This is a genomic window from Fusibacter bizertensis, assembly GCF_029914245.1.
GTDB lineage: Bacteria > Bacillota > Clostridia > Peptostreptococcales > Acidaminobacteraceae > Fusibacter_C > Fusibacter_C bizertensis.
Window position 1 is genome coordinate 74,022 of the sequence record NZ_JARYZI010000010.1, and the last position, 19,930, is coordinate 93,951.

Genomic DNA, 19,930 nt, shown 5'->3' on the forward strand with positions numbered 1-19,930 from the left:
ATGTCATTATTTAAAACGATTCAAGCCAGTGATGATCTCAAAGAATCGTATGAACGATAGCGTATTTAAACACCACGGGAGGAATTATGAAGTCTTTCATCAAAAAACACAAGTACATTATTGCGACATTTATCATAGCTTTCCTTTTTATGATGATTGCATTTGCCGTGATTGGCCTTTATCCTTTTGGAAAAAGACAAATCATGGTGATCGACAGTTGGCATCAGTATTATCCATTTTTACAAGAGCTACATAGCAAACTACAAAGTGGCAGTTCTATCTTTTATTCGTGGGACATGGGGATGGGGTCAAATTTCTTGTTGGTAATGGCTTATTATGCATTCAGTCCGCTCTATGCACTGTCTATCATTTTCCCAAAGGAATATCTTAGAGAGTTCATGATGCTTGCTACAGCGCTTAAAATTGCCTTTGCAGGTGCCTTTTTTGCCATTTACCTAAAGCATATATTCAAACGTGAAGATTATACCATCACAGGATTTGGTTTATTGTATGCTTTTTGTGGATATGCCATGGGCTATTATTGGGATATCATGTGGTTAGATGCAGTCGCACTTTTCCCACTCATCATACTAGGCCTTAACCGAATAATAGAAGGTAAAGGGTTTAAACTATATGTGATTACCCTTGCAATAGCAATGATCAGTAACTTTTATATTGGTTATTTTATCTGTGAATTTATCTTGATATATTTCTTTATAGCCTATTTTACAAAGATTCACAAATTCAAGTTTAACCATTTTTTAAAACGATCTTTGGAAATAGCACTCTATTCTTTTATAGCTATTGGACTTGCGGCTATCGTACTGATTCCCACATATGATGGTTTGCTACTTTCTCAAGCAGTTAACGGGTCTAAACCCACATCCTTTAAAACATATTTTTCAACTTTAGAGATTTTGAACAATATGTTGCCTGGTACAAAACCAACAGTTAAAAGCGGGCTTCCCAATATTTTCAGTAGTTTTATAGCACTGTATATGGTAGCTGTATACTTTATATCTACAAAGATCAAGATAAAAGAAAAAGTGCTGTATCTAGGATTAATTGTCTTTTTCATCCTTAGCTTTAATATCAACTATCTAAATTATATCTGGCATGCGTTTCACTTTCCCAATGAGGTGCCATACAGGTTTGCATTTATGTTCTCGTTTGTAATCTTAACCATGGCTTATAAAGGATTTCAGTATTTTGAAGGCGTTACAATTAAACAAATAGGTTCAATTAGCGCAGCTTTTCTGATCTACTTGTTCGTTAACGAACGTATAGGAATGAATGCAACCGTACTCTATGTTAGTTTAGGTGCATTAGCACTTTATACTTTTCTCTTTATGTTTTACAAACATAAAAAAATACGTCAAAAAGCATATGTTATACTGTTTAGTATATTGATATTAAGTGAAGCATTGTTCTCTGCGATACTTGGAACAGCAACAACAGGTAGTTCTGGTAGAAGTAGTTATCCCTTCTTAGGAGATGATGTGAAAGCAGCAGTTGCTGATGTATATGAAAAAGACCCTGGATTCTATCGTCTGGATATGATAAAGCAATATTCAACGAACGATCCTGCACTTTATGGTTACCGAGGCATCTCAATGTTTTCATCAACAGTTAACTCAAACATCTCAAGTTATCTGAAAGGTCTTGGACTTGCCGCATCACCGGCGTCAAATAGATACATCTATGCTGCTTCTACACCTGTCGTAAACAGTTTGCTGAACCTTAAATATCTCATAGGCAGGGATAAGATGGGGACAGAAAACAATGCCGGTTATGAGGTGTTCTCACAAAAAGATCGAGTGACGATTTATGAAAACAAATACCCGTTAGAGATAGGATTTAGAGTAGATTACAGTGCGTATAATTGGAACAACAACATGGTAAATCCATTTGATGTTCAGGAAGATTTTCTTAGAACAGCTTTGGGGGGCGAGTATGATTTATTTGAAAACGTGCCTATAAGCAGTGAAAATTATGTGAACATGGAACGCACTCAACTTAGTAACGATATGCGGTATGCATATAAAAACGTAGATGCTTCACAAGTTGGAAATGCTGTGCTTTTTTTCAATGCACCAGAGACCAAGCAAATGTACCTTTTTATGTATGCCAATCGTTCATATAAAACGAAAGTTACAGTTAATGAGACAACCGTCGAATATGAAACAAGAAGAGGTATGACCATTGATTTGGGTGTGCTTGAAAAGGGAACAGAAATAAAGCTTGAATTTGAAGTACAAAAAGCAAATGATGGCTACTTTAACCTACAAGCAGTAACCTTTGATGAGGCACTTTGGCAAGATGCTTACGCGAAATTAGCTGATGAGCAACTTACCATCACTTCATTTTCAGATACTAAGATCAAAGGAAATATCAATGCACTTGATGATGGTTTTATCTACACCTCTATTCCATATGAACCAGGATGGACGGTAAAAGTTGATGGAGAGAAAGTGTTAATAGAAGCGCTCAAAAACGCTATGATCGTAGTTGATGTGGAAGCCGGTTATCACGAAATTGAATTTTCCTATGTACCAAATGGCTTGATTCATGGCTTAGTTATCAGTTTTATATCGTTGATAGGTTTTATCTTATTGATCCGATTCTCACCAAAAGAGCCAGAACTTGACATGCTGATGTCAGAAAATGTAGTTGAAGAAACGCCTATAGACACAGATGAACTTGATGATATCATCATATATAAGGGAACTAAAGATGCATGGACTCACGCAGGTGAACCTATAGAAAGTGTTGATTTAAGTGAAATTGAGAAGTTAAATCAAGAATCTAAATAGGGATAAAAAATAGAAAATGAAAAATAAAAGAAGAGAACATGGTCAATAGCATCCTTGTGACAGCTATTGATTGTGTTCTCTTTTATAATTTATAACTTTTTCTCGATAACATATCGAGGTCTTCTTTTAATTTCTTCATAAATACGTGAGATATAGACACCGATAATTCCCAGGGATAACATAATCATCGAACCCGTGATGAGAATCAATAAAATAACAGTAGAGAAACCGCTAATTGCATGACCAAAGAAGAAGTTGAATAGTGTTTGAACGCCCATAATTAGAGCGAAAATTAAAAATAGAATACCGCTAAAAATCGTGAGGTATAAAGGTTTACTTGTATAAGATAAAATTGCACTCATTGCTAAGAATACGAGTTTACCAAAGGAAAAATGACTTGCACCCTCTTTTCTCTCATCTACATCAAACTCAAAAGTAACCACATTAAATCCAACCCAACTTACAATCCCTCGAAAAAACAGATTTCTTTCATGAAATTCTCTTAGGTTATCAATTACTTGCCGATTCATGAGCTTAAAATCTGAAGAGTTATCCATTTCAAGGCCAGTGACGCTTTTTAAAATCTTGTAAAAACTTTTTGCGAAAAAACGATGTTTGAAGGATTCCTTTCCCCGCGTTGCTTTTACACCATCGATGATATCCGCTTGCTGCGTTTCCATAAGCTCAAGCATGGTTTTAATATACCGAGGAGGATGTTGTAAATCTGAATCCATGGTTAAATATAGATCTGCATCGATGGATTCAATGCCAGCACGTAGGGCAATTTCCTTACCAAAATTTCGAGCAAATTTTATCCCTGAAACATTTGAATGCTTATTTGATAGAGACTCAATAACCTCCCAAGTATTATCCTTAGAGCCATCATCGATAAAATGAAACTGGCACTTTATATGGTCTTCATCTAGAATTTTCTTAATTTCAGTAAAATTAGCGACTAAAGCTTTGCCTTCGTTATAAACAGGTATAATCAATGCTAGTTGCTTGTTCTCTAAAAAAGGAATCATGAGCACCTCACTTTTTATAAATGATATATTTGTAGATTAAGAAATTCCAACACACGATAAATCCTGCTTTAAGAAATGGTGAAATCAGTGCGCTAATTCCAATCACATCAGTTAAGAACTTCATCAAGAAAAGATTTGAAACAATTAAGTTGAAAAAAAATAAAAGGCCGTATTGCATCAGCTGTTTTTTGAGGTTACCAGTTGATTTAAATGACCATATTCGATTCACAAAAAACGAAAACCAGAAAACCAAAGCATATACAATCATGCTTGCAACGATATAGTATAGTCCTACCCATTTGTAGAGTATGACATAAAGCCCATATTCAATCCCAAAAGCGGTAAACCCAGTGATTAGGTATTTAATAAGCTGTGATGCGGTTTCTGATTTTAACAAAGAAGAAAGTTTATTCATAAACACCTCTAGTAATTATATCTACATTTATTATAGTATAACAAGACAAAAATAGAAACCTTCGCTGTGAGCTACTTCAGTATAAAACAAAGGGTATATCTAGACGATTACGTCTAGATATACCCCGGTACTTTTTTTAGTTAGTTATTATTTTCTTTTTTTAATATAAAGACCAAGTGCTGAAACTAAACCTCCGATTCCATAGAAAAGCTCAGGTGTAGCTTGACCAGTTTGTGGAAGTGCATCTGCAAGAGGTGTTGCTTCATCAAGTATAATTGCTTCATCAGTAGCTTCTTCAGTAGTCATGTTATCATAGATTGAATCAAAATTGAAGACATTAGCCTCGCCAAGTGCAACGCTTTCTTCTTCAATTATAACGCCATCACTATAGACATAATCAACAGTGACAGATCCATCTATAAAATTACCAGATGCATTTGCAGGTGTCTCGGTTAATTCATAACCTTCAATTGATCTTGAAGATGTCTGGTAGAGTGTACCTACTGTTCCTGTAAATGTGAAAGAAGAACCAATTGAGTTGCCTTCAGTATCAACAAAGTTTACAACGATAGAACCTTGAGGTCCCTGAGGTTCAGTTGGGGCTTGAGTAGTAGGTTGTGTGGTTTCACTAGAAGTCTCGCTTGAAGTTCCAGTAGTATCTTCAGTAGTATTTTCGCTTGTATCTGGAAGTAACTTGAAAATAGCAGTTTGCGATATTTCACTTGTTAATTCACCAACGGTAACTGTAAATGGATTTGCTATTGGAGGATCATTTGGTGCATTTAAACTTGTTCTCCATCCAACGAATTCATATCCAGGTTTCGCAACAGCAGTTAATTTAACCTCTGTACCAGGTGCAATATAAGTACTTGTATAATCATTTGATAAGTTAAGAGATTGATCCGACCATTCAAAAGTTATATATCCAGCAGCACTATTTTCTGTGATGCTACCACTACCACTATAAACTGGTGATGTCAATTCGTAGACGTTTCCAATTACTACTATTTGTGGTCTTGGATTACTGCCATCAAATCTAAAGTATGCTTTTGAATCAAAGACTTCGTTGCCATGTACATAGTTTGGTGTCCAAACCCATTGACCAGTAATGTTAGTCCATCTTGAGTCTTGAATTTCTGTTACTGGTGACCAACCTGAGATGGTCGTACTAGGAAGTTGCCAATCAGTTTCTGGAGTTGTAGTTACTAACCAATTACTTGCAGTTTTTGTTTCAACAGTAGGGATGTTGGTGTCATCAAATACGATTTGCATATTAAACCCATCGATAATTTGATGTTCATCCCAAGCTTCAACAGCTATTAGGTAATCATCGTAAAGTGCTACGCGGTATTCTTCTTTTTGTCGCCAGTTATTATCTGATCCTTCTACAACCCCATTTACATAAAGTATATATGCATCATCAGCTGTGATATATATCGTGGCATTGTCAGCATCGACAGCATAACTGTTAAACGGTACGCTAAATAAGATTAATGTAAAAATCATAAGTAAAGTTGATAATTTTTTAAAATTGGTTTTCATAAAATCACGCTCCTTATAGGTTTTATATAAAAAAAGTATAGTTGAGAATTATTGTCAATTTTATTATATCTTTTTGTTGTTACATCTGACGTACATCTGTGTGACATACGCGTGACATAGAAAAGGATCTCTTGCTCATCGAGCTAGAGACCCTTCGTAATCATATATTTTTTGAATTAAATTTTTATACTATTTGATTTTTCTTTTAAGGTAGATTCCAAGTGCAGATACGATACTACCAAATCCGTAGAATAGCTCAGGTGAAGCTTGTCCAGTTTGTGGAAGTGCATCAGCAAGAGGTGTTTCTTCATCAAGGATGATTTCATCAGTAGGAGCTTCGGTTGTTAATTCCATATTATCATAGATAGAATCGAAATTAACAGGTTCAGTAGCATCACCAAGTGGAGTTCCTTCATCATCGATAACCACTGCGCCATCTGAGTAAACATATGTTACAGTAACCACGCCATCTATGAAATTACCACTTGCATTTTCAGGTGTTTCTACTAACTCATAACCATCAATAGATCTAGCTGATGTTTGATAAAGCGTTCCAATAGAACCTGAGAAACTAAATGATGAAGCAAGAGTTGCACCTTCAGTATCTACAAAATTTACTGTTACATTACCCTGTGGGCCAGGAGCTTCAGTAGTAGGTTGAGTTACAGGTTGAGTTACAGGTTCAGTAGAAGCTTCGGTAGAAGCTTCAGTTGTAGCTTCAGTAGTAGCTTCAGTTGTAGCTTCAGTAGTAGCTTCAGTAGTAGCTTCAGTTGTAGCTTCAGTAGTAGCTTCGGTAGTAGCTTCAGTAGTAGCTTCGGTAGTAGCTTCAGTAGTAGCTTCGGTTGTAGCTTCAGTTGTAGCTTCAGTAGTAGCTTCAGTTGTAGCTTCAGTAGTAGCTTCAGTAGTAGCTTCTGTTGTTACTTCAACAGGTGTATAATGTGCTACTAATGTGATATTTTGAGTAACAGGTGTACTAAAATCATATTCACTACCATCTAACATCCAGTAGTCAAAAGTAAAATCATCTTTTACAGGTGGTGTATTTGGTAATGTTGCCAAATCATTTGCTTCAACTGTTTGGTTGCTTGGTACTGGTGTGCCACCTACAGTATCAAATTGAACTGTAAGATATACTTTCGATACAACAACTAATATAGGTTGCACATTATTACCAGTATTTGCGTAAAAGATTATTTTTGAATAATTTGGTGAGTTTGCATCTGGAAATTCTGAGTCAAGTTTACCTTCAAAATGAGCATTCCAGATAATATTTGATTGAGTAAGTGTGTTGCCTGAATTGTTGTTGTATGATCCGTTTACGATTTTCCAAATAAGCTGTTGCATAACTTTTGAATCATTAGTTAAATTGCTATTGATTAGATATGCAACTCGATTTGAAGCACTGTATTCGCTGAAGTTGACATTATATGTGGTACCAGGGGTTATAAATGTGTTTTTATCACCACAAAATGCTGGAAAAGAACCATTTGTATATGGAACTGGTAATCCTGTTACAGTTGCTTGATTTACATATGCTCCATTTGCACTTACTTTTAAAGTTCCAGTTGAGTCCACTGCATAAGTTATAGCAGGGATGCTAGCAGCTAGTAATATTGCTACAAGTGCTAAAGATAATATTCTACGTGTAGTTTTTTTCATAATAATTCTCCTTTGCCAAAAAAGTTGTTTGGCAGTCGAACGATCATAGTTCGTATCCTAGTAAATATGAACTTTAGACTTCAGACTTTGCGTCACCTACTTTCGTAGGTTTTGCCCTAGTAAATGTAATTGATATTAATTATTAAGTTGTTATTGGTATGTTATTGTAATCATTATACTATGCATCCGTTACATACAGAGAACATCTGTGTTACATCTGTGTGACACGAAAAAAAGCACTTCTCCGTTTTACCGAAAGAAGTGCTTTTAGTATGCTTATTTTATATAATATTATGCTATCAATTTAACCTATTTTATTTTTCGTTTTAAATAGATTCCTAAAGCAGATACAATACTACCTATTCCGTAGAAAAGTTCTGGAGAAGCTTGACCTGTTTGAGGAAGCGCATCAGCAAGTGGTGTTTCTTCATCAAGGATAATAGCTTCATCGCTAGCAGCTTCTGTAGTAGATTCCATGTTGTCATAGATGGCGTCAAAGTTAACAGGAGTAACTGCTTCACCAAGTGGTGTTTCTTCTTCAACAAGTGTTACGCCATTTGAATAAACATAATCAACTGTTAAAGAACCATCGATAAACGATCCGCTTGCATTTGCTGGAGATTCCACAAGTTCATAATCAGCGATTGATCTTGCTGAAGTTTGATAGAGTGTACCTACAGTACCAGTGAAACTCAATGAAGCTGCGAGTGGTGCACCTTCAGTATCTACGAAGTTTACTACAACAGTGCCTTGAGGACCTTGTGGTGCTGCTGGTGCCGGTGTTTGTGTATTTGGTTCAGTTGGTGCTGGAGGATTAGTTTGATCTTCAGTAGAATCCGCTTCCGTTGTATCTTCTTCAGCTAAAACTTCTCCGCTTGATGCTTTTGTAGTAGAAAATTCATTATTGTCTCCCCACAAAATTTTTGCAGTGACTGCATGTGGTAAATCAATATAGAAATAGAAAGGATTATCAAAGCGATCAGCTTCAGTATATTCCGCTCCAATCGTGTGAGTACCTGTAATTTCAGGGTGTCCAGCGACAGTGTACGTAAAAGTAATTGGTTGGCCATATTTGTTGATTACACGCCATTTTGTTTGAGTATCTGCTTTAGATGATTCTGTTGGCATAGATGTTAAAACTAGGCTATTTTTATCTGGATAAGGTAAAACTTCATTGTTTGATTGTTTAGTTTTGTTAAACTCATTATTATTACCCCAAGTGATAATCATTGTTGCTGGTGTTTTCGGTGCATAGAAATAGAAAGGATTATTAAATCGTTCAGCACTTGTGTGCTCTGCTGGTATAGTCATCGTACCAGTAAGGTCAGTACCATAAACTTTCCAAGTGAACTCAAGAGGGTAACCATAATCATTCACAACTCTCCATTTTGTTTGTCCAGCATTTTTTCCTTCAACTGGAACACCGGTTAATCCTAAACTGCTTGAAGTAATCTCTGGATATAACACGTCAGAAGTACTCGATTTTTGAGTTGTAAACTGATTACTCGATCCCCATGTAATTACTAAAGTAGCTTGATGAGGAGCATCAACATATACATAGTAAGGATTATCAAATCTAGCATCCATAGTATGTTCTTTAGCGACTGTACCGCTACCAGTTAAAGAAGTGCCATATACTTGCCATGTAAAATCTAAGTCTTCACCAAAGTTATTGACAATTCTCCATTTTGTTTGAGTATCTTTATTTTCTGGTTCAATTCCCATTGCTGTCAGTGTTAAACTAGAACCATCTGGAACTGGAACAGCTACGGTATTAAAAGAAGTGTTAGCTATGTTAGTAATAGTAGTTGAAACCATTGCTGAAGTGTAAGTTGTACCGAAAAGATTTAAGTTAACGCCTGATCTTTTTTCCCCAAAATACGAATAATAATAACAGTCATCCCAACGGACTCTAACTTTATTGTTGTTATCATCATTATAATAAAGAGTCAAATCAGCGTCTAAATAGACAACATACTCTTTTTCAACTGAACTAGTAATTGTCTCAGTTGCTGTTACATTGTAAGTTGTACCAGGGGATAACCCGCTGAGGACACCACTGTCGTATCCACCATCAGCAGGTGACCAAGTTACATCAATTGTCGAGCCAGATGTTTGGTTGATAATTGACAAATCAGCAGTCGTCTCAGTTACATTTGATGCTGTAACTGCTAGTGTGCTGTCGGCGATACTAATCACGGGCATGCTCATAATCAGTAACATAAGTATCATAGTAATTGAAAAGCTTTTTTTAATTTTACTTCTGTAATCCTTTTTCATAATAGTTCTCCTTTGCCAAATTATTTTACTTTGGCAGTCGGACGGTCTTGGTTATTAATCGTAAATGTAACAGCTGTCTAGTTAACAGCTATTTGTTACGATGATAAACTTTAGACTCCTGACTTTGCGTCGCCTATTTTCATAGGGTTTGCCCTTACTCTATACAAACGTTAGATTACGTTTATATGTCTCTCATCGTTCCATGTTCTCAGTGATTCCTTTGATTCGGATTGTAGTTCTACAGCGCCGTGAATCAGATTCATAAGTTCGAGTTCACTTCTAAAATGCATTTTTTTACCTGTATCTAACCATTCGATCACACCTTGCCAACTATGGTTCTCTTGGTGATGAATAGATATTAAAAAGTTGCTTCCGAAATTTTGTTTTTTCATGTCATCCTCCTTTTCGGAGATTCTATCTCTTGATAACAGTATAATATTTCGCTGTGACATCTAAAGAACATTAGCGTGACATATTGCGAACATCTGTGTGACATCTGTGTGACAAGATAAATAAAAAGCACACAGAAGCGTTAATAGCTACTGTGTGCAGATTTTAAAATTATAACTCTTTGAAAACATCAGCATGTAATTCTTTAATTTGATTAATTCTAATCGCTTCGTTATTAGGGAAAGCATCTAAGATGCGAGTAAGCACTTTTTTCATAAGATCCGAATCAACACCGGGAAGAAGTACCATGAATTGTGTATCATTCCACTGGCTAAAAGTATCTCCTTTTCTGAGCTTTTCCATCAAATGCTGTTTGAGGTGAGAAATTCTAAGGTCTTCTTGTGATTGAGAGTATCCTCTTATAGGAGAGGCGTTAATCACTCCGATGCTAAACGTATTGCCAGACCTTTGACTTCTTCGTCTTTCAAGTTCATAGATGGACTTAAACGTAGAAGGTTCACAATAAAAAGCGTTTTCGAGAACCAAATCATGTTCAAGTGCTTCAACCAAACCATCTTGTGTTTGGATAGGCGCGTGTGTTTGAAGTAAACGTTTATAGAGCATACGCATATCGCCAGAAGGTTTTAACCCCATCTCATGATAATAAAAACCGGTGATATACTCATAATGTTCAAGGGCTTGCTTTTGTTGACCTTTATGCATCAAAGCGTCCATTAAGTTCAGATGAAAAGCTTCTTCGTAGATGTCGATGTTGATGGCCTTCTGGCATAAATCGATGATGTCATCATAGCGTCGCTCAATTTGCAAAAGTTCAGTCGCAGAAACGACAGTTTTTAAGTATAAACGGCGATAATGGTTTCTTATAGCAAATACCCAGTGTTGATCAACACAGTCTGGTAGATAATCGCCATCATATAGATCAAGTGCACTAAGATAATCCCCCAGTGCCAATTGAGGAGAGTGGAGTCTTTTAGCATCTCCTTCTTTTATAAGTTGTTCAAAGTCTTCGATGTCGATTTCTATGTTGAGTTGATCGTTCCACTTATAATAACCGTTAGAAAAAAGAAGGGTTTTGACATGATCTTGCTCATTGTCTTCTAGAAGTGTTTGTCTGAGTCTGTGCATTTGTCTTCTCAGTGTACTTCTAGGATCGCTATAAGATTCAGAAACCCAAAGTTGATCCATTAAAGATTCTGGGGTAAACACACGGTCTCTGTGAGTCAACATGAACTTGTATAATTCCCATATTTTCTTTGAGCCAGCAGAAGATGAAACAAGTGACGAACCATCTTTTATGACATCGAATTTTCCAAGTGTTTGTATGCTGAAAATAGGGTTATGTTGTTCTACAGGTGAAGTCATCATGTAGAGCTCCTTTTAAGTAATTTAATCGAGAATACATTATTATATCATTTATTATACTGAAATTAAATGTATAAAGGCAAGTTATCGCTAATATCATCTATAGTATATTGATATAGATATATTACCATTTCTGATAGTTCCTTAAACAAAAAACAAATATTCTATACTTAACAGATTATTCACAAAGGGGTCATAACCTATACATAACTGAATTTTATAATGAGAACATGATAAGCGATATACAGATTGCTTACCACAATAAACCCCCAAAATATTTACCTAAATTGCAACAAAACCCCAATAATGAATTCCGAGTGGGCATCCCCCAAATTTACCCACTCGCGAAATTCCCCCCTTCTTAACTTTTAAAAAAGACTTTTATTCGAATGAATTTAAGTCTTTCTTTTTTTTTATTCTAAAATCATATCGATAAATACTTTTACAACTTCTGGATCATAAAGAATACCCGCTAGTTCCCTTAACTCAATAAGTGCTATTTCGATGGATTTTCCCTTTTTGTAGATGCGATCAGTAATCATGGCATCATAACTATCACAAACAGCTAAAATTCTAGCTTCAAGACAAATTTCTTCGCCCTTTAAACCAAATGGATAACCAGAACCGTTATAGCGCTCGTGATGTTGAATGATAATGTCAAAGACATCAGAGTTGAAATTTTCTAGGATCATCTCTTTAGAGTACTGAACATGTAACTTGATCTCTTCAAACTCTGAAGCACTGAGTTGATCAGGCTTATTTAAAATATCATCTGGAATTTTGACCTTACCCAAATCATGATAGTAAGCAGCCTTAGTAAAGTTGTTTAGCGCCTTAGACTTAAACCCGAACTTAAGAGCCATTCTTTTGACAAGTTCATAAACGCGTAAACTATGCTCACCAGTATAGTGATCTTTAAACTGGATCTCTTTAAGTAGCTTATCTACAACAGTATGATTGTCCTCAAGTGTTTTAAAAACATCATAATTGGTGGCGTGGACAAGCAGTACAGTGTCTTCTAGGGTTTTAATCGTTTGAATTTCTTCAGTGTTTTTACAGACGAAAAAATCGCCTTCTTTAACAATAGACTCATCTTCAAAGACGAAACAGGAACCTTTGATGATATAGTAGGTTTTATAGGCTTCCTTGGTCGGTAGTGGTTCAATATATAAAATACGGTCAGCTGACATATGAATCATAGAAACTTGCAGATGATCATCGTGGTATTTTTTTTCTATTTTAGAGCTTTTACTTTTGATTTCATAAGTTGATTCAGTTTCATTTGATCTCACAATTTTGAAATAAGTCATATTGTCACCTCGCTATAATATTACAACAACTTCATATTTCATTTAATTATACACAAACAGCAGTCAAAATAAAAGAGGGTTACATAATATAAGTTTCAGTAGTCGAAATATTACAATTTTAAGATAAAAAACAAGGAATTTATAAAGTAAATCCTAGTTTTAACCGATAATCTGATTGAGGTCTAGCCATATTAACATAAAGTGTTTTGGCATGTCATATGCTTGTAAGGTAGGCTTAACGAAAAAGCAATCATATATTTGATATAATAGAAGCATAAAAACTAAAATGGGAGCATTGTCTCTTTGTATAATTCTGAATCTAAAATCCTGTGAAGAAAGTTGTGAGGTGTAACATGAAGAAAAAGCTTGTTTTGATATTAACATTATTGACGATACTCAGTTCCATACCAATTAGCGGAATAGCATCATTTGCCTTAGTTGTAGGATCAACAAATGGTGAAGATGTCGTTGTGACGGACGTAAAATACGCCATCACTCACAACGTCTTTCAAATCAATAGTGGTTATATAGAGATACTAGGTGAAAACATGAAAGATGTAGAAGTTTTGTTCGAAAAATACGGACAGGGCTTTGTTAGTATGGGAACAAGAGTTATCAACTCATCAACTTTCGTCAAATTTAACCTCAACAGTTCGGAAACACAGTCTTTTATAGGAAGAGTTAGGATTGGTAATAGAACGATCAACTTAAACACAGGTACTTTTCCAAATATTCAAAGTTCAGACAAACAGACAGTTAACAAAGATGAATTTCCAAATAGCATCATCTTCACAGGTAACTATATGGATACTGTTAACACAGGCAATATCACAGGAACATATGGATCTGGACTTTCATCTGCATCACTTGGAACTGGTTCTTCTCCATCGACACTTACGCTTACTAATCCATCAAACCCAGGGGCGCTTGGATATCAAAACATTATCCTTCGAAAATCAGTTGTTGCAGATCCAAACATAGAGATAGAATATACCTATCAAAATGCATTTAGGATCATAGAGAACCTCAACCTAGATGATGTGAGGATGTTTCCAAATACAGGTGCTAAGGGCGATATCGCAACAGGCGTTAAAGGAGATGAAGTTTACTTTAGAGCCGATAACTTTTCAGATACTAGAAACTACCAAGTGTACTTTTTAAAAGCACTTGATGGTTCTGATAAATATACATCAGTAAATAAAGCTGAGTTTGTATCACTTGGATTAAATGTCAACGGCAATGAGGACGTACTTACGGTACGTGTTCCTAGTAGTGCAGATTTTGAAAGACGTAATTACTACGTGGTCATCACCGATGAACAAAACGGACAAGTTGTAGCAGAGCAAGTCGTAAAAAGAGCTGATGGCACATACGATGAATTTACAGTAATTCAAGCCGATTATAAACCCTCTATCGTCAGCATCTATCCTGAAAAAGGACCAGATACAGGTGGTAACGTAGAGGTAAAGGCACTTAATTTACTCACACTTAATATCCCTGACTTATCAACTACAGGTGCCTTCAAAGTACCTCCAACAGGAGAGACTAACGACGAGATACTTGTACTTAACTATGCAGATGGTATATACAAGAACGAAAACGTAACAATCGAGAGAAAAATCAACATGCAGATTGGTAAAAAAGTTAAGTTTCTAAGAGACACAAACGGAGAGTTTCAAATCATAAAAGCAGCAACAGACCAGGTGATGGTCATAACAGATAGCGTCACCGATGCTGAAACAAGTCCGTTTAAAGATGTCGTCGTTGAGATACAGACCATACTTGAAATAAAAGATGGTGTCAATGCGGGGAAACAATTTATCTTTAACCAGATCATTACCGTACCCAATGGTTTTGAATTTGAACCAAGTACCTTTACACCGGTAATAGATTCTATACTACCTGATATGATTCAGATAGAAGATACTGCAACAGCTTACTCAAAATTTAAAAACGAAACTTTGATTTCGATCAAAGGCGATAAATTTCTAGTAGACCGTTTTGTAGATGCATCAGGTACAGTGATCACTAGAAAGCCAACAGTACTTGTAAAGAAAAATGACAATAACACCTTTAACAATAGATATCAACTTGGATTTTTCCCGAACGAAGAATATACAAGTGGTGGCGTCACTGTAAGAGGGATTATCAAATACAAACTTAACGAAGATGATGCAGCTGAAATCGTACTCACATATGCAGATGGAAAACCTGTGCCACTTGATATGATCGTCCTCGACGATACAGGTAAATTAGTAGATGGTACATCTAACAACCAGATCGGAACAAAGATCTTGATAAGAGTACCAAACAGTGCACTTATAGCAGATGGTGGTATCAAACATATCCAGATCACCAACCCAACACGTAAATCTGCCGATTATGGTAAATCAAGTATCAAGTCAGATTTTGTTGAATTTGTAAAAACATCTGACATACCAGTAATTGAAAGTGTTAAGCCCAATATCATCACAGTAGATGGTGGCGAAGACATCGTTATTACGGGTTCAAACTTACAAAACGGTTTGAGACTTTTCTTAGATGGAGAAGAGATCACAACGTTTACAAGAGAACTAGATACAACAGGTAACAAAATCCTTGTAAAATTTAAAGCCCCACCAGGAAGAGAAGGCACAACTCAGATCCAGATTCTCAACCCAAGTGGTGGTTTATCAGTAAGTGACTTTACGTATGTAAAAACCTTTAATAAAGACCCAATCTTTACTAATTTTACACCGCCACTAGGCACTTATGGCACACTAGTCGTGGTCAATGGTGATAACTTCCTAAAACCAGACCCAACTGCCGTTACCGAAAGAGGTATAGATGCATACAGACTAATAGGAACACGCATCACACTAGATGGTAAAGAAGTTAACTCATATAAAAAAGATACAGCAGGTAACATCATATTTGATGTTTATGCTGCTCCAGCAGAAGAAATCTTGATAAAAACAGATGCTGGAAAAGCCGTATATTCAAAATTTTCAAGTAACGCATACGTTATTGATCAAGGGAGTGGGGCGATAGCTACACTTTCAAACGATGCAGATGGAAATCCTGCGATTGCTACATCAACTAACAAATACGCCATCAAATATGTTGGTGGAGCATATCAAGCTTATGATCAAGCAGGTGTGCTAGTTGGCGGTGCAGCGGTTACTTTTAATGCGGGCACAGGCGCTACAACAATAGCGATCAGTGGCGGACCAACATTTGTTGCGACCATGGACAACCATTTAATCCGCATAGGACTTAACGATGAAGGTGAAAAGCAAGTATTTTTATCCGATTATAATGATTCTATAACGCTTAAATCAGCAGATAGCGAAAGATTTACGCTTTCATATAACTTTGCTGGTAACCCAATCCTTACAAATGGACGAGACAAAACATATACGATACGTTATGAAGATGTAGATATGATCGTGGCAGAAGATTCTCTAGGCTTTACAAGACCTGTCACAGTTAATGCACAGGGGATTGACCTTGACGGCACACAGCTCGATATGATAACCCCTTACACCGTAAACTCAGTTTCCGGTAGAATAGAGGGTAACCTTTCAAGAGTGCTTTCAAAGAACCAAATACTATTTACAGTACCTTATCTATCAACTGGAAAAGGATACAAAGACGTTGTCGTAGTGAACCCGGATACAAAAAGTGCAAGTAAAACGGGAAATGATGGTTTCTATTATATATCTCAAGCAACATCAAATCCGATTATCACAGATATTCAACCGCCTAAAGGTTCAGTAGATGGTGGATACTATGTTACGATCTCCGGTAGTGAATTCGAAGATGATGTTAGAGTGTTTATCGATTCAGTAGAAGTACCAAAAGCAGACACTTATGTTGCGCTTGATGGTTCTTGGATCAAGATCAAGATGCCTAAATCGATCAAAGATTTAAACCAAGATTATGGCGTAGATGAATTGCCAGTACCAGTGGTTATCGTCAACCCAGATGGTGGAAATACAGGGAAAGATAAAGGTTTCACCTATATCATACCTTTGTCAGATCCGGTTATATCTAGAATCGTACCGACATCTGGTTCATCCAACGGTGGTGAGATCGTAGAAATCATAGGTTATGAGTTTAGATTCTATGAACCCTATGAGAACTTAGTAGGTGGCCCAAGTTATGATATAGGCGATACTTTCGTAGATCAGTTTAAGAATGGTGTATGGGACGACCTTTTATCTTCAGGTGTTGATCCAGCTGCTGTCACAGAACTCCCTGAACTGATGAATCCATATTATAGTATCTATTATGATTCAGTGATATTGCCAAAAGTTTACTTTGGTGAGAATGAGGCTAAGATTGTAGAGTATTCTAAAGGATTTATCAAAGTTATCACACCAGCTCACGCTGCTGGTGCGGTAGATGTATATGTCATTAACAACGATTCAGGTGTGAGTAATAAAGTAAAATACACCTATAACGCAACGACGCCAGTTATCACAAGCATCGTACCTAACTTTGGACGTAGACAAGGACAAGAACCAAAAGACATATATGGTTCAAAACTTTATAGGTCAGTAGTTTACGGTTACAAAGATGACGATGAAACAACGATACAACTTCTCGATGGTGTTCAGGCACTTGTGAGATTTGGAACAGTAGATAATAGAAGCATCGACAGAAATTCAGCAAACTCAGGGCTCATTAACAACCAGCGTACCACCGTAAACTTAGATGGTGGGCTTACGATGAGTTATTATGGAGATTTGGGTGAAGTTAAGATCACACTTACAGAAAACAACGTCATCTACTCAAGAACCTTTGACTATGATAACTCAGTGGTTTATGTCCCTATGGATATGCTACAGAACGCAGCAGGTGACTATTATGTACCAAATGGACTCAAAAATGTAGATGCTTCAATTTACTCCGGTAATGTTTATGAGTATGTGAAGTTAGAAATAGCAGATAGACGGGTGTTTGTAGAACGAGGGTATGCACCTAAAACAACTTATGATAATGATACCCATGTAAAGGTAACCACGCCATCTTATTTCACCATAGGGACAGTTCAGATGGCTTACTATAACTCTGATGGTGGAAAAACGACAAAGACGTTTACCTATACGAACCCTGCAAGTGAACCAAAGATCTTTAACGTTGAACCGCAAACCTTATCTTTTGACGAGATGAAATGGCTCGTTGAAACCTCTATGGACGGCGGTATAGATATTGAGATCGTGGGTACTGATTTTAGAAGTAACGTACAAGTTTATATAGGTGCGTATAAAGCAACCATAAAAGAACTTACAACAAAACAAATCAACGGCATCACATATGACCTTATCGTAGCTACGGTGCCAAAAGCCACGATAAATGATGTTGATAAAGAATATCCAATCATGATTCAAAATGAAGACAAGGGACTTGCTACGTCTGATAACTTGACAGACCTGATTGGACCGAACCACGGTGCAGAGACGCTGCCATTTTACTTTGTTTATAAGAAACCCTTATCAGGACCGAGGATTGATACTGTTTCACCCGTTAAAACATCGATTTATGGCGGCAATAAAGTCGTGATCACAGGTAGTGATTTTAGGGATGGCGCTTATGTAATCATAGGAACACGTGCAGGTATCCCGATCTATAACGGAGTGATCTCTGAACGAGGAACGATACTCACCTTTACAACACCGAATAATATGACGCTTGGTAAAAAGACCGTTCAAGTGTTAAATAACGACTATGGTATCGCTATTAAAAATGATGCGATCACAGTCGTATCCGCACCGACTTTATCACCAGTCATCACAGATGAAGATGGTAACCCAATAAATAGGATACACGTAACAGGTGGACAAGTCATTCAGCTTAAAGGAACAGGATTTGCAGAAGGTGCAAAAGTATACCTTGGTGGAGAGTGGTTAACAGCCACCGCGAAGGACAATATCCCAGAAGCAGATCAAGGTATCTATCGAGATGATACCATCCACTATGTGAAAGATGGAAACTTAGCAACGAAAGTAGAGTTTGTAGACAGTGAAACGCTGCTTGTTACCACACCGGTAGTTGACTTTGAAGGCGATATCTCTATCGTCGTAAAAAACGCTGATGGTGGTACAACAGATAACAGTGTGAAACTAGAGTACACCGTTCCGATCCCTCAAGACCCAGCGGGTTTAAAAGTATCGGTAGTGGACAACAGATACATCAAACTCTATGATTACGTATCTGACACCGCAAGTTATTTTGAAATCTATGTTTATATAGGAATGAAAACAAATGCGGAACTTACAAGTAACAACTATCGCGACTTTAAGTACCTAGGAATCACCAACATTGAACCCTACAAGATCACTACATTACCAGGACTTGATAACCTGAGTACTGCTGAGAGAGTGGTATTTGTCGTCAAAGCAGTGAACAAATTTGGTTCATCTGGATACTCTAACGTAGCAGCACTTACCTATGATAACGTGAAAGACATCAAAGAGTTAGGTCCAGAAGATCTAGATGGAGACTTGGGCGTACCAAGTGGCGAGGATTACAGTAGTATACAAAATGGTGGTGTGATCACGGTAAACTTAGCGACTAAGCTCAACACAGGGCTCTTAAACATCGACGTATCTGACAAGGTAACGGCAGGAACTTATATCAAACGCATCGTACTACCAGAAGCGCTTGTAAGAACAGGCTTAACAAGTATCACAGTTAACTATGGCACGAGTATGTATCGTTTTACACCAGTAGCGACAAACACAACTACATTTAAAAGTATAGCGGACCGTTATATCGCTTACACAAGAATTGTAGAAGACACAACGATGAATGCAAGTCGTGCTTACCTTACACCAAACATTAGAGGCAAGAAACAAGTTTCAAAAGTGCATAGTATCTCATTTGATGCAAGTTCAAACGAAAGCACGAAAGCATTTACGCAATTAACCGCTACAATGGATATGACGATATACTATACACCAACAGGGATGACCACATCTGATGAAGCGCAGATACAGCTTTATAAATACAATCAAAGTACAGGCACATATAGTATTGTAGTATCAACTGTTGATACGATCAACAACAGGGTTACTGCTAGAATCAAAGATGCAGGACATTATGTCCTGATGGGAAATCGCTAGGGAG

At 36.8% G+C, this 19,930-nt stretch carries 10 protein-coding genes and 2 riboswitches; of the genes, 2 read left to right on the forward strand and 8 right to left on the reverse strand.

All coding sequences use genetic code 11. The features are described 5' to 3' along the window. Positions 1–86: 86 nt before the first annotated feature. Entirely contained in the window at positions 87–2,813 is a 2,727-nt protein-coding gene (locus tag QE109_RS13835; RefSeq protein ID WP_281095127.1) for a YfhO family protein, read from the forward strand. Positions 2,814–2,902: 89 nt separating this feature from the next. Here the strand turns inward: QE109_RS13835 and QE109_RS13840 are convergent, their stop codons facing one another. The 8 genes from QE109_RS13840 to QE109_RS13875 form a co-directional block, all read right to left on the reverse strand. Beyond that, positions 2,903–3,838: a glycosyltransferase gene (locus QE109_RS13840; protein ID WP_281095128.1), complete on the reverse strand. Its 936-nt coding sequence runs from the start codon at positions 3,836–3,838 to the stop codon at positions 2,903–2,905. 7 nt (positions 3,839–3,845) lie between these two features. Then, entirely contained in the window at positions 3,846–4,253 is a 408-nt protein-coding gene (locus tag QE109_RS13845; protein ID WP_281095129.1) for a GtrA family protein, read from the reverse strand. A 147-nt stretch (positions 4,254–4,400) separates the two neighbouring features. After that, positions 4,401–5,795 (reverse strand): MucBP domain-containing protein, encoded by a 1,395-nt coding sequence (locus QE109_RS13850; protein WP_281095130.1) that lies wholly within the window; start codon positions 5,793–5,795, stop codon positions 4,401–4,403. 189 nt (positions 5,796–5,984) lie between these two features. Continuing rightward, a complete protein-coding gene (locus QE109_RS13855) occupies positions 5,985–7,454 on the reverse strand; it encodes a MucBP domain-containing protein (RefSeq protein WP_281095131.1) in 1,470 nt (489 codons plus the stop codon). A gap of 27 nt (positions 7,455–7,481) precedes the next feature. Beyond that, positions 7,482–7,580, reverse strand: a riboswitch (cyclic di-GMP riboswitch). A 183-nt stretch (positions 7,581–7,763) separates the two neighbouring features. After that, complete coding sequence (locus QE109_RS13860) at positions 7,764–9,734, reverse strand: MucBP domain-containing protein (protein WP_281095132.1); 1,971 nt, start codon at positions 9,732–9,734, stop codon at positions 7,764–7,766. Positions 9,735–9,763: 29 nt separating this feature from the next. Next, positions 9,764–9,897: riboswitch (cyclic di-GMP riboswitch) on the reverse strand. Between the two features lie 7 nt (positions 9,898–9,904). Beyond that, positions 9,905–10,126 carry a hypothetical protein gene (locus QE109_RS13865; protein ID WP_281095133.1) on the reverse strand — a complete coding sequence of 74 codons (222 nt, stop codon included), beginning with the start codon at positions 10,124–10,126 and terminating at the stop codon, positions 9,905–9,907. A gap of 169 nt (positions 10,127–10,295) precedes the next feature. Beyond that, positions 10,296–11,510, reverse strand: coding sequence for an AfsR/SARP family transcriptional regulator (locus tag QE109_RS13870; protein ID WP_281095134.1), 1,215 nt, complete (start codon positions 11,508–11,510; stop codon positions 10,296–10,298). A gap of 410 nt (positions 11,511–11,920) precedes the next feature. Next, positions 11,921–12,817: an HD-GYP domain-containing protein gene (locus QE109_RS13875; protein WP_281095135.1), complete on the reverse strand. Its 897-nt coding sequence runs from the start codon at positions 12,815–12,817 to the stop codon at positions 11,921–11,923. Between the two features lie 353 nt (positions 12,818–13,170). Here QE109_RS13875 and QE109_RS13880 point away from each other — a divergent pair, with 353 nt between their 5' ends. After that, positions 13,171–19,926, forward strand: a complete 6,756-nt coding sequence (locus QE109_RS13880; protein WP_281095136.1) for an IPT/TIG domain-containing protein — start codon at positions 13,171–13,173, stop codon at positions 19,924–19,926. Positions 19,927–19,930 lie beyond the last annotated feature (4 nt).